The sequence below is a fragment of the Bacteroidota bacterium genome, assembly GCA_016715425.1.
Taxonomy (GTDB): Bacteria; Bacteroidota; Bacteroidia; order Chitinophagales; family BACL12; genus JADKAC01.
In genome coordinates, this window is record JADKAC010000001.1 from 287,443 (window position 1) to 303,949 (window position 16,507).

Annotated in this window: 13 protein-coding genes and 1 tRNA gene; 11 read left to right on the plus strand and 3 right to left on the minus strand. The window is 33.2% G+C overall.

What is annotated here, in order from left to right; translation table 11 throughout:
- Nucleotides 1-7: 7 nt before the first annotated feature.
- The 3 genes from rpsA (at nucleotide 8) to IPN31_01225 (ending at nucleotide 3,224) form a co-directional block, all read left to right on the plus strand.
- On the plus strand, nucleotides 8-2,167 hold the full coding sequence (gene rpsA, locus IPN31_01215) for a 30S ribosomal protein S1 (protein ID MBK8680535.1): 2,160 nt from the start codon (nucleotides 8-10) through the stop codon (nucleotides 2,165-2,167).
- Nucleotides 2,168-2,253: 86 nt separating this feature from the next.
- Nucleotides 2,254-2,667, plus strand: coding sequence for an EVE domain-containing protein (locus tag IPN31_01220; protein MBK8680536.1), 414 nt, complete (start codon nucleotides 2,254-2,256; stop codon nucleotides 2,665-2,667).
- A 95-nt stretch (nucleotides 2,668-2,762) separates the two neighbouring features.
- Entirely contained in the window at nucleotides 2,763-3,224 is a 462-nt protein-coding gene (locus IPN31_01225; GenBank protein ID MBK8680537.1) for a hypothetical protein, read from the plus strand.
- Nucleotides 3,225-3,434: 210 nt separating this feature from the next.
- On the opposite strand, the gene IPN31_01230 is transcribed toward IPN31_01225, so the two are convergent.
- Nucleotides 3,435-4,268 (minus strand): N-acetylmuramidase family protein, encoded by an 834-nt coding sequence (locus tag IPN31_01230; protein ID MBK8680538.1) that lies wholly within the window; start codon nucleotides 4,266-4,268, stop codon nucleotides 3,435-3,437.
- A 283-nt stretch (nucleotides 4,269-4,551) separates the two neighbouring features.
- Here IPN31_01230 and IPN31_01235 point away from each other — a divergent pair, with 283 nt between their 5' ends.
- Nucleotides 4,552-5,010, plus strand: a complete 459-nt coding sequence (locus tag IPN31_01235) for a hypothetical protein (protein MBK8680539.1) — start codon at nucleotides 4,552-4,554, stop codon at nucleotides 5,008-5,010.
- Nucleotides 5,011-5,098: 88 nt separating this feature from the next.
- On the opposite strand, the gene IPN31_01240 is transcribed toward IPN31_01235, so the two are convergent.
- The gene (locus IPN31_01240) at nucleotides 5,099-6,268 is read right to left on the minus strand and encodes a HAMP domain-containing histidine kinase (GenBank protein MBK8680540.1); all 1,170 of its coding nucleotides are present in this window, start codon (nucleotides 6,266-6,268) and stop codon (nucleotides 5,099-5,101) included.
- A gap of 41 nt (nucleotides 6,269-6,309) precedes the next feature.
- Nucleotides 6,310-8,853, minus strand: a complete 2,544-nt coding sequence (locus IPN31_01245; protein MBK8680541.1) for a hypothetical protein — start codon at nucleotides 8,851-8,853, stop codon at nucleotides 6,310-6,312.
- A 131-nt stretch (nucleotides 8,854-8,984) separates the two neighbouring features.
- On the opposite strand from IPN31_01245, the gene IPN31_01250 reads away from it, so the two are divergent.
- From IPN31_01250 to IPN31_01280, 7 genes are all read left to right on the plus strand, one after another.
- Nucleotides 8,985-9,059 (plus strand) — tRNA-Val (locus IPN31_01250).
- A gap of 927 nt (nucleotides 9,060-9,986) precedes the next feature.
- On the plus strand, nucleotides 9,987-10,670 hold the full coding sequence (locus tag IPN31_01255) for a hypothetical protein (protein ID MBK8680542.1): 684 nt from the start codon (nucleotides 9,987-9,989) through the stop codon (nucleotides 10,668-10,670).
- Nucleotides 10,671-10,788: 118 nt separating this feature from the next.
- Complete coding sequence (locus IPN31_01260) at nucleotides 10,789-11,619, plus strand: hypothetical protein (protein ID MBK8680543.1); 831 nt, start codon at nucleotides 10,789-10,791, stop codon at nucleotides 11,617-11,619.
- Between the two features lie 31 nt (nucleotides 11,620-11,650).
- A complete protein-coding gene (locus IPN31_01265) occupies nucleotides 11,651-13,144 on the plus strand; it encodes a DUF2779 domain-containing protein (GenBank protein MBK8680544.1) in 1,494 nt (497 codons plus the stop codon).
- A 306-nt stretch (nucleotides 13,145-13,450) separates the two neighbouring features.
- Entirely contained in the window at nucleotides 13,451-13,792 is a 342-nt protein-coding gene (locus tag IPN31_01270; GenBank protein ID MBK8680545.1) for a hypothetical protein, read from the plus strand.
- 80 nt (nucleotides 13,793-13,872) lie between these two features.
- On the plus strand, nucleotides 13,873-14,676 hold the full coding sequence (locus IPN31_01275; protein MBK8680546.1) for an agmatine deiminase family protein: 804 nt from the start codon (nucleotides 13,873-13,875) through the stop codon (nucleotides 14,674-14,676).
- 247 nt (nucleotides 14,677-14,923) lie between these two features.
- Nucleotides 14,924-16,270 (plus strand): T9SS type A sorting domain-containing protein, encoded by a 1,347-nt coding sequence (locus IPN31_01280; GenBank protein ID MBK8680547.1) that lies wholly within the window; start codon nucleotides 14,924-14,926, stop codon nucleotides 16,268-16,270.
- Nucleotides 16,271-16,507: the final 237 nt, after the last annotated feature.

Below are 16,507 nucleotides of genomic sequence, written 5' to 3' on the forward strand. Positions count from 1 at the left end.
CGAAAATTTGGAGCAGGAAAATGTTCAGAACACTGACTCCGATGTTACATCACCGGAAGTAGAAACTACAGAAGTGGAAACAAATGAAACAGAAACTAATGAAGTAGAAACTAATGAAGTAACAGAAACCACCAAACCTGTAGCGTTCGACGATTTTGATTGGGACGCTGACAAACGCAACCGGGTATCCTACCCAAAAGAAAAAGCCGAAGAGCTTGAAAAAATTTACGAAGCCACTTTCCGCACTCTTAACAATGATGAAATTGTATTAGCCACTATTGTGGGTATTACGGATTCTGATGTGGTAATGAATGTGGGTTATAAAAGCGACGGATTAATTCCTAAAACTGAATTCAGAGATATTGAAGATTTGAAAATAGGTCAGGAGTATGATGTCTATGTTGTTTCCAAAGAAGACCTGAAAGGTCACCTTGTGCTTTCCCGCAAAAATGCCAAGATGATGAAAGCCTGGGATAAGATTGTGGATGCATATAAAAATGAAGTAATCGTAACCGGAAATATTGTAAGTAAAACTAAAGGCGGACTTATCGTTGAAGTATTCGGATTAGAAACTTTCTTACCCGGATCTCAAATTGATGTGAAGCCTATTACTGATTATGATATTTATGTGGGTAAGAAAATGGAATTCAAAGTAGTGAAGATTAACGAAGCAATTAAAAATGCAGTTGTTTCTCACAAAGCACTTATTGAATCCGATATCGAAAGTCAACGTCAGGAAATTATTGGTAAACTTGAAAAAGGTCAGGTACTCGAAGGTCTTATTAAAAATATTACAGACTTCGGTGCATTCATTGATCTTGGTGGTGTTGATGGTTTATTATACATCACGGATATTTCATGGGGACGTATCACTCATCCAAATGAAGTATTACAACTCAATCAAAAACTGAATGTAGTTGTTCTTGATTTTGATGATAATAAAAAACGTATCAGCCTTGGCTTAAAACAACTTACTCCGCATCCTTGGGATGTATTGGAAGAAACCATTCAGGTGGGAAGTACAGTAAATGGTAAGATTGTAAATATTGAAGATTACGGTGCATTCTTAGAAGTGCAGCCTGGTGTAGAAGGATTGGTGCATGTGTCAGAAATTTCATGGAGCAATCAACCAATAAACAGTAAGGACTTCTTTAAGATGAATGATTCTTACGAAGCGAAAGTGGTAACATTAGATCGTGAAGAACGCAAGATGTCACTTTCATTAAAACAACTTACTGAAGATCCATGGAGTAAAGTGGAAGAAAAATATCCTGTGGGTAGCAGACATACAGGTGTTGTAAAAAATCTAACACCTTATGGCGTGTTTGTAGAATTGGATGAAAATTCAGGTGGCATGGTTCACATCAGCGACTTGTCGTGGACTAAGCGTTTCCAACATCCTGGCGATTTCACTAAAGTTGGTGAAAGCTTAGATGTAATCATCATGGATATTGATAAAGAAAACCGCAAAATGTCATTAGGACATAAGCAGGTTGAAGAAGATCCATGGGATACTTTTGAAACTGTTTTCCCTGAAGGTTCAGTGCATGAAGCAACTATTATCCGTAAGGATGATAAAGGTGCTATCGTTTCTTTACCTTATGGTGTGGAAGGATACGCTCCAAATCGTCATCTTGAAAAAGAAGATGGTACTTCAGCACAAATTGAAGAGACATTATCTTTCCGGGTGATTGAATTTGATCGCAACGATAAACGTATACTTGTTTCTCATACACGCTTCCATCAGGATAAAAACAATGAAGAGCAAAAGGAGAAAAAAGAAACCATGCGCAAGGAAGAGAAGAAAACCAAGACTGTGATGAAAGGTGTTCAGAAAAACATCGAGAAAACTACACTTGGCGAATTGGATGTGTTAAATCAATTGCGGGATAGAATGGAAGCCGATTTGTCTGCTCCTAAAGCAAAAAAGGTTACTAAGGAAGAATTGCCCGCAGTAAAAGAAGTAAAGGAGCCGATTAAAACGGAAGATGCACCTGCTTTAAATACTGAAGAAACCATTGCTAAGGAAGAAGCACCTGCGGAAAAGAAGAAAAAAGCAGTTGCGAAAAAAGAAGAACCTGCTATAGAGAATGAAGATGCTGTTGCAGAAAATGAAGAACCAAAGGAAGATTCTACGGAAGAAACCGAAGGTGAAGACAAAGCATAACAGTTTTTTTTTTAAATAATAAAAAAGCCATTCGGGTGTGAGTCCGGATGGCTTTTTGTTTTTTTGTACTTTATAAAATTACAACTATGCAATATTGGTTAATAAAATCAGATCCCGAAACTTACGATTGGAACGACATTGTAAAACAAAAAACAGATGTGTGGGATGGTGTAAGAAATTATGCCGCTCGTTTGCATTTGCGGGCCATGAAAAAAAATGATTTGGTGTTATTTTATCACAGTGGTGACGACCGTTGTATTAAAGGCATTGTGCGCATTGCAAAAGAAGCATATCCTGACCCAACAGCAACGGAAGACGACTGGACGGCAGTGGATATTACTTATGTAAAACCCCTGAAACAAGATGTGAGCCTTGCAGAAATAAAAGCAGAACCAAGTTTAGCAGATATTCTCCTAATTAAAATCAGCAGACTATCCGTAATGCCAATTACCACTTTTCAATTTCAGAAAATTTTGGAAATGGGGAAGACGGGGATGTGATTATTGATTTGCAACGGCAAATTGTCTTGTCCTTAATTAAGTTTATATAGATTTACAGGAAATACTAAATTGTATTTTTTAAAGAAAATTAAAATATGAAAAACCGTTACCTGATTATCTTAACCATTTTGAGTTTTAATATATCTGCACTTGTTGCGCAGAATTTTACTGATGATTTTCAAATACTACTCGAAGCAGAAGACATCTCTGATTTAAAAAATGAGTTTACATCCTACAGTGAGGGTTTAGATGCAAACCTTTACACGAGTCGTCAGGAATTAGAAGGATTTTATATCACTATTGTAGATCAGGCCGGGTATTGGATTATTTACGGCACATCTAATGGGGATCTTCCAAAAGTATTAAACGCACTTAATATGATGGAGTTAATTCCACCTACCGGATATACAATGTTTGATTCAAATGATGACGAGTCAATTGCCCTTGGAGAAGGTACAAAAAGAAGAGTAACGTTTGTTAGCGATGACCGCTCATCCATTGCAAACTTTAATTATTCATTTGATAATTCTCTCACATTCACAATTACGAAAAAATAATAGATGGGTTCGTAAGAAAATTTTTGAGCAGCGCAGTTTTGAAGTTGGCTTGTTGAAAAAAAATTAAATAATAATGTACCTATTGCTGTAAGTTTTTATATAGGGGAAATATCAACCGATAAATAATTGTCTTTTATTACAGTTCTAAACATCTATATATCTATATATTTATATATCCAGTGTTTACTTTCGCTATTAGCCATCGTTTTATCACACTAATCCTTTCGAAAATTCGGCATACGCTTTCTCTAATTTTTCATCGTACTTATTCTGTTTATAACCACCACCATTATATCTTCTTGCAAACTCTGCCCATTGTTTTTTTTGAAGGTAGGGAATGAGTTTATTTACCATTAAAAATTTACCAAATATTTTTAAATGATTGTCTTCACTTAATTTCATTTCGCTTACAAAATCCATAACCGAATTATATCCTAATGAAGCATAATGAAAACCCATAATTTGAAACAGTCCCCAACTTGCACTTGCATGTGCAGCTTCCACACAAGCAGAGCTATTTAATATGTTACAAGCCTGATCTAAGCGATCGAATTCTGCTGCGCCACCTTTATAAAATTTCTTTGTCCATTTAGGATACAATACATTTTCATTTCCCGCAACTATTGCTGCCGGATCAATTTTTCGTTTCTTTAATTCACTCCAGAAAATATGTCCTTCAAATAAAATTTTTGGTCTGCCATCAATTAAAAATCCACGTCCGCTGCTTTCTACTTTATTCACAGCTTTTACAACTGCAGTTTCTAAACCTAATTGATCTGCAAGAGAAATAATAGCAGATTCTGATAAAAATTTCTGATCTATTTTTTCCAGACTCAAAGTAGAATTTTGCAAAAGGCGAGTCCAGGTTTTTGTAAAAACAATGCCGTCAGAAACCAAATTATTTTTCAATTGAAAATCTTTAACAGCGGCTACTGTTTCCGTATTCATAATTCCGGTAACGGCGATTGTGTAACCGGCTTCTTGTAAAAGTTCCTGCAATAAAACAACTGCATCACCTTTAGAATTTTGTTTTAGTAAAAGCATAATAATATGTTTTAATTATGAGCTAATAATATACGAAAGGTAGTTCCTTTTTTTTTGTGGTAGAGTCACCCGCCGATAGTTAAATCTGTTTTTCAGTTTTACAATTCTACAGTTTCATTTACTCAGTTCCCCAGTTCGACGATTAAACAATTAAACAATTCTACATTTCTACAATTCTACAGTTCTACAATTCCAGCCATCGCTATTTTTCAATATCACAAATTTTACTCTAAGTCAGATTTGCGGGAATGGTGAAAGCGATATATTTGATGAAAATTAGAATATGAAAAACAGTTGTTTAATTATCTTAACACTATTGAGTTTTAATATTTCTGCACTTATTGCGCAGAATTTTAATGATGAGTTACAATCACTTCTGGATACAAAAGATATATCCACTTTGAAAGGGGAGTTTACATCCTATAGAGAGAGTATAAATGCAAATCTTTATACAAGCGTTAAGCAGTTAGGTGGATTTGATCTCACTATTATTGATCAATCAGGAGACTGTATGATTTACGGTATTTCAAACAATTTTAGCATTGCGAATTTAAACATTACCATGCTAAAAATGCTTTCACCTGAGGGTTATACTATATATGATTCAGATGATGATTCGTCTATAGAACTTATGGAAGATGCAACAAGAAGGCTGACGTTAGTTAGTGCTGACCGCACCTCTATTGCAAACTTTACGTATTTTAATGACGGGTCTATCGGAATTACAATTACGAAAGAATAATTCAGCCTTCGCCATTCGTTTTTGCTTTCTCTTTTTTCGATTATACAATTCTACAATTCAAGCCATCACCATTTGCCTTCGCTTTTTCCTAATTATGAGGTAACATTATTCGAAAGGTAGTTCCTTTTCCCGGACTAGAAGACTTGACAAATATTTTTCCGCCATGATAATTTTCAACTATTCTTTTTGCCAATGTTAACCCAAGGCCCCAGCCTCTTTTTTTAGTGCTGAATCCCGGTTCAAATACAGTAGTAAATTGAGTGCGTGGAATTCCTTTTCCAGAGTCCTGAACATCTATTGTGATATGTTTATTATCCGCCGTTAATAGCAATTGAATTGTCCCGGTTCCTTCCATTGCATCCAATGCATTTTTTAATAAATTTTCAATCACCCAATTAAATAGTGTCGGATTTAATTTGCCGATAATTATATCTTGAGGATGTTTAAAAATGAATTGTACTTTTTTTGATGAACGACGCTTTATATAGTCTAAAGAATTTTCTAATTCGCTGGTAATATCTCTTTCAATCAAGTCTGGCATAGAACCCACTTTCGAAAATCTATCTGCAATTAACTCTAATCGTTTCACATCTTTTTCCATCTCATCCATGATGTTGCGTTTGGCTTCTAAATCGCCACTGCTTTCTTTTAAATAATCCACCCAAGCCACTAAAGAAGAAATAGGTGTGCCGAGTTGATGTGCTGTTTCTTTTGCCATACCTACCCAAACACGATTTTGTTCCGAGCGTCTTGCGGTATTAAATAAAGTATAAGCAAAAATTAAAAATGCGGCAATAATAAATAGTTGAATGATTGGATAAAACCGCAATTGCGTATATAAGTATGAATGTTTAAAAAAAATGAGTTGGAAATTTTCTTCTGAAATTTTAAAACGAATTGGATCCGCATAATTTTTCATTGACAATAATTCTTTTTCTAAATATTGCGGATTTGTACTTGCCTTCACACTATCTAAATTCAGAAAATCAATGATGTTACCGTTGTTATCGGTGGAGATGATAGGCACTGTTTTATTGGATTGAATCAGATCAATAAAAAAACCATAATCTTCTATATTTTCTGCAGTGCTGATGTATTGATATACATCCGCAATTTGCTGCACACGTTGTAATTCTTCATCTGCAATTTTTCCTGCTAAGCGATTGGTATATAATAATGTAGCAGTTACGAAAATGAAGGCTGTAGTTATCAGCAAATATTTCCATCGGTTATGTTTCTCAAAATTAGGTATGCTCATGCATCAGTTATTCGTGCTGCTAATTTAATGTGTAACATTTACTATTCATCTTCCCAATCAATATACTCAATAGTATCAATAGGAGTGGTAGCTTGTTTCTGCGATTCTTTTTTTAATTCTTTTTTCTTTTCTTCTACTTGATCAGGTTTAAATATATCCAGAAAATCAGGCTCATCTAATCCACTTTGTTCTAATTTTTTCTTGCCTTCTTTTTTATTGAAATTTATTTCAGGATGTTCCACTGTTCCTTTCATTACAAGATATACATTAATACCCCCTTCTGCTTTTTCATAATCATCAGATGATTTTGATCCTTTGAAGAATTTTTTCATCATCACATCTGCCATACTCAGTTTTAATTGATAGTCAATTACATTATCAAAAGTATGTGTGCCACTGATATATAAATCCATTGCAGAAGAGCGGATAGAAGTGGCAGGTATATAAATAGTGCGATCTTTTATTTCAATTTGATTTTGCAGTGTTTCGAATTTAATGTCTTGTAATTCTTTTATATCTACAAATTTTGAAAGCGATTCCAATACAGAATAATTAATCAATTGGCCATTATCAATTTTTACATTTGCAAGTGTATAAATACTTTTTTCAATCACTTCAAATTGTGGTGTAAAACCAATGGTAAAGTTTTCTACCAATACTGTTGCTTTCCCTTTTATGTTTTTATCTGTTAGTGTGGTTTGACCAAAATTTTCAAGCTCTCTAAATAATTCTGTGATATCTATATTATTTAAAATCCCCGAAGACTCCAATAAATAATTACCACCGTTTAAATAGCGAAATGTTGCAGCTAATTGCACATTGCCATTTTGAATATCTGCCGTCATATTTCTTGCAGCGATTATAGAGCCACTGCAACTGATATTTGTTTTCACATTGTTGAGTACAATGAGTTTGTATTTCATTTCATCAAATTGCACATTCAACATACCACTCATTTGCATCCATACAGGTTTGCTAATCGTGGTATTTGATTCAGAGATATTTGTAGAAGAGCTTTGAGTAAAATAGTTTCTGAGTTTATAAATATCAATTTGCTTTGAGTAAATAGAACCGTTTACTCCTAGCAAATTGCCATTAAAATTTTTTGCTAATAACAATAACCAATTATTGATTGTAACTTCTCCGGAAATATCTGCACCCGGCAACACACAATTTAAATTATTGATTACTAAGTTTTGATTTTGCAATGCTATATCCGCAGAATTAAATTGCATCAACTCATTTTGATATTTACAAGATACATTTTTTAAATGTACATTGCCCGAAGGGGGATTGCGGGAAATATTTGCATTACTAATATTATTGGGGTCACCTTTATATTTCACCTGGTCAAATGCAATAGCACCTGAAATATCCGTTGCACCCGGCAGAAATGCAGGCAGTAAAATAGAAGCAGGTAAGGTGCCATTCAGATTACAATCTATACTTGGATTGGAAAGATTAATTACATGCAGATAACCGGATAAAATTTCTCCTTTATATTTTCCTGTAAAGTTTTGAAGTTTTAATTCAGAAGCTGTATTTTTTTTCCCACCGCCATTTGAATAATAGCCACTAAATTTTACATCGGTTAATTTATCACCAAACTTTTCGTGATTAATAGTGCTTTTTTCTAAATCGAATTTTGCGGTTACTAATGGAATGGATCTCTTATTAAAAGGTCCTTTAATACTTGCAGTGAAATTGAGTTTTCCCTTGCTTTGCAATCCGTTTAAACTATTTCTGTATTTACTTGGAATGGTAATCAGCAATGCTTCAATGTTCACATTTTTTGAATCCAATTGCAAATCATAAGTAACTCCATCCGATATTTTAAAATTACCGGCCACTGCAAATGTGTTGTTATTAATTTGAACACTTGATTTTGAAAATGCATATAATTGTTCTTTCAGATTTACATCCAAATTGCAATTGAGAGTCACCTCTCGTTCTTCCAGATAAGTTTCGTTACTTACAATTAAAAAGTGCGAGAATATTTTTCCTTTCGTATCCACATCAAATTCCTCTGTATAAAAATTACCTGTTGCCGAAAGATCCTGGACAGTAAAGAACATATTTATATCATTGTTATCATCAAGATATTTAAAGTCAACATTTTTAAGAAGAATTTCTTTTAGTTGAATTTCAAATTCTGAAGATGTACTATTGCTATCTGTTTTCCAAAATTTATAATTGATATTGCCCTGCGCATCTTCCGATAATATAATTGCCGCATCCTTAATCACTAATTTATTGATGTTGTATTTTTTGTTGATGAGATCTTTGATATTAAACACCAGATTTAATTCACCGGCCTGAATAAAAAAATTATCAGACTCGGGAGTACTTTCCTTAATACCGATATTTTCAAAAGATAAAGCTAATTGTGGCCAGTTGCGCAACATGGAGAGATGAATATCTTTTTCATTCACCACCACTTCCGTAGCTAAATTTTTATTGAGCTCATTAATAAAAATCGCTTTTATTTTATTTTCGAAAAGGAGGGGAATAGCAATAATGAGCAGTAGGATTAAACCCAGCAAAGCACCGACGCCGATGAGAGAGTATTTAAGATATTTATGCATGAATAAAAAAAGTGCTCAACCAGAAATAAAGATATGTAGGAACATTAACGACCTGCACCATCAAAATTGTGAATTATGTGTATAAAATTTGCAAACTGCGGCCTGCTTGTTATATTTGCGCTCACTTTTCAGGGAGCTTAGCTCAGTTGGTTCAGAGCATCTGCCTTACAAGCAGAGGGTCACTGGTTCGAATCCAGTAGCTCCCACAAATTAGACTTCAAATTTTGAAGTCTTTTTTTTTTGAGAAAATAAGAATAAAACACTAATGAAGTATCTGCCTTACAGCAGACCCCGATAATTATCGGGGTGGTTCGAATCCAGTAGCTCCCACAAATTAGACTTCAAATTTTGAAGTCTTTTTTTTTTGAGAAAATAAGAATAAAACACTAATGAAGTATCTGCCTTACAGCAGACCCCGATAATTATCGGGGTGGTTCGAATCCAGTAGCTCCCACAAATTAGACTTTAAATTTTGAAGTGTTTTTTTTGCAATTTGCAGAACAAAATATTTATTAAGCATCTGCCTTACAGCAGACCCCGATAATTATCGGGGTGGTTCGAATCCAGTAGCTCCCACAAATTAGACTTCAAAATTTTGAAGTCTTTTTTTTGCAGTTTACGGAACAATATATTTATTAAGCATCTACCTTACAGCAGACCCCGATAATTATCGGGGTGGTTCGAATCCAGTAGCTCCCACAAATTAGACTTCAAAATTTTGAAGTCTTTTTTTTGCAATTTGCAGAACAAAATATTTATTAAGCATCTACCTTACAGCAGACCCCGATAATTATCGGGGTGGTTCGAATCCAGTAGCTCCCACAAATTAGACTTCAAAATTTTGAAGTCTTTTTTTTGCAATTTGCAGAACAAAATATTTATTAAGCATCTACCTTACAGCAGACCCCGATAATTATCGGGGTGGTTCGAATCCAGTAGCTCCCAATATAGCCACACATAGGTGTTGGAGAATTTTTAATCCTAAATATTTATTTGTTTGTTTGGTTTATTGACTTTCTTTGACCGGACTGTATTTTTCTGATATGATGGTATTATCCGCATAAATATTTAACCAGATAAAATTGTACATATTAGTAAAAGCACTATTTTAGATTATATAACAATTGTGATCTATGAAAACATTGCAGAAAAAATTAATCAGTTTATTTCTTCGGCACCCGGATTATTTTATTAGGAGCATTTCAAGTGGATACCCATTCACAAATGAACAATTAAGAAAATATTCTGATAAGCTATTATGGGGGCGCAATCATAAACCACTATCAAGTGGCGGGCTTTCAATTAATGATTCTCTGCCCTGGACTAAAGAACTTGTTAATGAACATATAGAAAAATGGAGTTGGAGTGCACTAAGTATTCAGATGATAGGAGCTAAATTTTGGTATAATGGTTTGCTGGATGATTATTATGAATGGATAAATTGGAATGGATTCTCTTATAATATGGAGCTACCTTGGACAGATGCAATAATTAATAAATATAGGGACAATCTCAATTGGGAATTTTTTAGTTCAAATGAAGGAGTTGAATGGACACCGCAGCGAATAAAGAAGTTTGAAAACTATATTGATTTTGAAGGTCTTAGCAATAGTTTAAATACGCCATGGGGAAGGCCAAGTAAATTGAGAAATCCATTTCGATTTAGTAATAAAACTTCACCATTACTTTCATTAACATTACTTGAGAAATACGAAGAAAGATTGGATTGGGATCATTTGGTTTTTCAATGGGATAAAGGGTTGAATAAAGAAGAAACTGATGAAGTGATTGAGGGGTTTATGAATCTTGCTTTTTGATAGTTAATTCAAATAAAGAACTCTGTTTGATATTTTTTAGCGATTTGATAGATTTTTTTAGACGTTTATATACTTTCATATTTGGTATTATTCCTAATCATTAATAATTTACATTCCAATGCCCTCACTCCCCAACATCCCCCTCTTCTTTCTCCTCACCATCACCTTACTCGCTTGCAAGCATAATGATGTGGTGATTAATGTTATTAATAGTGGAGATACATTAATTGAAAGAATCGCAACGCCTTCGGGTTATTCAAGAGAAACATATTCGCAGGGTACTTGGGAATATTATTTACAACATCTGGAGTTGAAGGCGCATAATTCAAAAATTTTAGATTATAAAGGGAATCCTATTTCAAATCAATCAAGTCATATAGCAATTATTAATTATGATATCGGCACTAAAGATTTACAACAATGTGCAGATGCGGTGATTCGATTAAGAGCTGAACATTTATTTGCAAATGGTAAGTCGGATGAAATACAATTTGAGTTTACCAGTGGTGATAATTTTAAATGGCTAGATTATGCGAAAGGAATGCGACCTGTTGTAAATGGTAATTCGGTGAGTTTTCGACAATCAGGTGCATCGGATAAAAGTTATGCGAGCTTTAGAAAATATCTGGATGTAATTTATATGTATGCCGGTACCATTTCATTATCGCATCAGTTAAATAAAAAGTCAAGAAGCAATGCATTGCCAATTGGCGATATAATTTTAAATCCCGGTAGTCCGGGTCATGCCGTGATTGTTATTGATAGAGCATTCAATAGTTCGAAAGAATATATCTATTTATTGGCTGAAGGTTACACACCGGCTCAATCAATTCATGTGCTGGATAGTAAAAATAATAGTACAAGTCCATGGTTTAAGATACCTAAAACCGGCACTATAAATACGGGTAGATATAAATTTAATGATCCGAATATTGTTACCTTCAAATAAATGTATTTGTAAATAAGCTATCAATTTTATTATGGCAAATAAGCGCAGTTATATTACTAAATCAGGTTACTTACTTGGAGTAAAATGTGAACTTGCTTTTCATAACTGGTGGAATAAAGTGGAAGCTGAATATTCGGAAGGTGCCGAAGCTGTTATGCAAGCGGGAACGGATATCGGAAAGCTTGCACATTCATTAGTAAGTGATGGTATTGATATGAATCTTTTTCCTGATCAATCTCCCTGGAAGCTTGCGGATAAAACATTGGAATTATTAAATAAGCACAGAGCAATTTTTGAAGCAACATTTCTCACAAAACAGAATCCGAAATTATTATGCAAGGTGGATATTTTGATTCCCGATGGAAAGGGCTGGATGATTTGGGAAGTGAAGGCAACTAATAGTGTGAAAGATGAGCATCGGGAAGATTTAGCATTTCAATATTATGTGCTTTCTGCATTAGGATTAAAAATTACACGAGCTGCAATTGTACATTTAAATAAGGAGTATATAAAAAATGGAGCTCTTGATATAAAACAATTATTTACCATTTCAGATCAAACACAAGTTGTAAAAAATTTACAAGATTCAATTCAGCAAAATATTTTTGAATTAGTTGCAACAGGTAAGTTAGAAAAAGTGCCTGTTATTCCAATTGGCAGCCATTGTAGTACTCCGTATGATTGTCCTTATTTATATATATGCTGGAAAGATTTTCCTGAGCAAGATACAATTTATACAATTCCAAGAATAGGAGCGAAGGCAGATATTTATTTGGAAAAAGGTATGTTTAACTTATCAGATATTGATCCGAATATTCTATCAGAAAATCAGAAAAAAATATATGATGCACATATCACTAATACAGAAATAATTGATAAGCCGGAAATTCAATCTTTTATAAATGGACTTCAATTTCCAATTCATTTTTTAGATTTTGAAACTATAATGCCGGCATTTCCAATTTGGGATGGAACGCATACTTATCAGCAAATTCCTTTTCAATATTCATTACATATAGTTCAAAAAAAAGGAGATGCACCTCAGCATTTTGAATTTTTAGATGCAGCATTAGGTAATGATCCAAGAATACAATTTATAGAACAGCTACTTGATGATTTGCAATCCTCAGGAACAATCTTAGTGTATAATAAATCTTTTGAAGAAGCAAGATTAAAAGAGATTGCAATTGCTTATCCCAAGTATGAGAATGCAATAATTAAAGTAATAAATAGAATACAAGATTTATGGATTCCATTTCGAAATTTTTGGTTTTATCATCCGGATATGCAGGGCAGTAGTTCCATTAAAAAAGTATTGCCTGTTTTGGTACCCGAATTAAGTTATGCAAATCTTGAAATTGGTGAAGGAGGCGCAGCGATGAATGCATTTCTCCAATTACTGCAAACAGATATTTCTAAAAATGAAAAAGAAAAAGTACTGAATGATTTAAAAGAGTATTGTAAATTGGATACACTTGCTATGGTGAAAATTCTGGAGAAGTTGCAAGATATAATTTCTAAGTAGCATCTTCTATAAATCAAATTGGAACATGTAGCATTTCACAATTAATAGTTACTATATTATTTTATTCTGTAGTTATTCTAAATCAGGTATTCTTATTTTCATACACCTCCCCCAATAGACGCTTAGGTTTCTATCAACTTCATATATGTAAGTTTTAATTGTATAATTAAAGCTATTCATTTATAAATAATCTATTGATGGTTTGCGAACAAAACGTCAAAAAAGAAATATGTAAAAAAACTTGGCAACATAGTTTCTAACCATTTACTTTGTCGCTATACATATTAAAAAAATAAATATATAATTATGAATAATCCAATAACAAATAATGAAAATAATAATAGTCAGATAAACAGAATTCGTTTATTAAAAAAGAAAATTATTGTAAAAGAATTAATATTAAAATACCGGCAACAAAAAAATCTGACACGTCAATTATATATTGAGCAACGGTTAAATCTAAAAGCATTAAGTAATAGAATTGCTATACAGAATTTAGAAATGCTTACCAACATGCTTGCAATTCAAATGACTGACCCTAACAGTTACTTTCCGGGATGTGATGCTACTGCAATTCCGGTAATTCCGGATGAAGAAAGAACTTTGATTTTAAAAAAAATTACAGAACAAATTAATTTGCTGAAGTGAGTATGATTAATGACAGTGAAAAGAATTGTGTGATGGTTTCTGAACTATTGCAATTCCGCCATCCAAAATTATTTAGGCAATTGAAACATATATTAGTTAAGAATAACATTTCATTTAGCACATTGACTGCAACAAAAGATATATGGGTTATTGATTTTATGCCTTTTCAATTAAGAGAAAATAAATTCATTTATTATTCCTATAACCCGGATTATTTAAAGCTGCCGAAATACAACCATTTAAAATCAAATGCTAAATTGGTTTGTAATTCGAACATTAAAATCCAGGATTACATTATTTGTCCTTTAGTAATTGACGGCGGCAACATTGTGCATTTTGATAACAAGATAATTTGTACTTCAAAAATATCATCTGAGAATTCACATTTATCTGAAAATGAGATAAGGGAAATAATGGAAATCTATTTTGAATCAGTAATAATATTGATACCTGTTCCGCCCGGTGACTGGCTGGGTCATGCGGATGGTGTTGTGAGATTTATTAATAGAGATACAGTACTTATTAATCGCATTGATATTAAAAATAATAATGAAAAAAAATATTTTGATGCATTAACTAAAGTCTTTTCTCAATATGGATTGCATTGGGAAATAATTTCAAAAGGTACAAGTGAAAAATTTAAAGGAGCAGAAGGATTATATCTTAATTATCTGGAAGTGGGAAATTTAATTGTTGTTCCTGAATATGGAATACCTGAAGATGAAATTGCGTATAATGAATTAAGTATTTTTTTTCCTGAGAAAATTATCCTTTCACTTAAATCGAATAGTCTTGCAAAAAGCAATGGTGTGTTGCGATGTGTGAGTTGGGTGATAAAGCAAGAATTTCAAGAAGTCCTTTTGAATAATTCTACAGTAATGTAAACCTGTTTAACGGAATTCAAGATGGTAATCTAATTAATTACACGGTCACATAAATTTCATTACATTGAAAGCTAAACTTTCTATTTAAGTAGAAATTTCATTTATATGCAGCAATTGTTTATCTATATAAATTAATGCTATTGCCTTTGAATTAATAGGGTAAGTATTAGAATTTAAATTTCTACAAGGAAACCTTTTCTTAAATTTGCGCATCAAATAACTATTACCTCATTTAAATCAATTCAAAATGAAAAACTTTTTACATTCTTCTATTAAACTGAATTCATTGATCTGCACAATACTGTTTGTTGCCGGATCAATAACTGTGCATGCACAAAGAGATTGTACTACAACGAGTGTGGGATTTACTCCATTAACTACATTAGGTACGGATACTTTTATGGGAGAGCAAGGTGGCTTATATCCTGGTGGCACTAATGTAATGCCCTCTTCACATACGAAAGCAGGCAAGTCTATTGGCAATGCAATCAAACCTCTAAATGCAGCCGGCGAAGTGGATTTTGAAAATGGTGTTGTGCTTTTTGCCGGATTTGGTGCATCTACTGCCGGAAATACTTTTAATTATTTAAAGAATACCATTGATACTTCCACAATAGGTATATATAATCCTTGCTTAAAATTTATTACATGTACAATTGGCGGAAAAGGTCTTGAAACAATGATTCCTCCACAGCATAATTGGTATTGGACTTTTATTGGAGATACTATTCCTCAATCGAAAGGATATACCCGTGATCAGGTTCAAATAGGCTGGTTAAAAACAGCATCAAAGACTGATTCTATTTCAGAATTTCCTTTGCAACCGGATTCATTATATGCTAAATATATTCCTTCAATTCAAAGACTAAAAGAAAATTTTCCAAACTTAAAAATATTATATATCAGTAGTCATGCTTACGGTGGATACGCCGGTGAATTTTCCGACAATGCAGATTTGGCTGGAGAGCCTGCTGCATATTATGGTGGATTTGCTGTGAAATGGGTAATAGAGGATCAGATTGCTGGAAGTCCGGCATTAAAATATAAAGGTGGTGCAACTAACTCACCTTGGCTTTCATGGGGTCCTTATTTTTGGGCAGACGGACTTACACCACGAGCAAACGATGGCTTAACTTGGGAGTGTGAAGATTATTCTGAATATGGTGGTGGATTCCATTTGTCAAATCAAGGCTTGCAAAAAGAAATGGATATGCTTATTAGTTTTTTCATGACTAATTCAAGTTCAAAGAAGTGGTTTAAAAACGGCCCGACCTGGAACAGTTGTGATCCAAGTATGCGACTTGCAAGTAGTACTGATCCTGATTATAATAATTTCTATTCAGATGAAATTTCAATTTTCCCAACGCCGAATAACGGTATTTTCTCCGTTGCTTTTTACAATGAAGATGGTGCTGCTAAAGTTTTGAAAATTATAAACAATCAAGGACAGGAAGTTTATGAAAAAGTAATTGATGAAACTAAAGGAGAAGTGATGTTGGAAATAGCACTTCAAAATATTCCTGCAGGTTTATACCATGTAATAATTATTGGTTCAGAAATGCACATTGAAAGATCTATAATTATTACTAAATAAAATTCTCAGAATAGAGATATAGAAAATCATTTGAGAAACTGAATTTTCAACTAACAAGAAAAATATTTTTTAAATTTTAACTGTTGCAATACTGAAATCAGAAATTATAAACTGATTTAAATATTGCAACACGTTTTTGTTTTATACATAAGCTGCTTATCCCAATTCAATTTTCTATGAACACAAATTAATTGTGAGTATCTACGGTGTAAATCTATTGCACAAAGAATTTTTCTA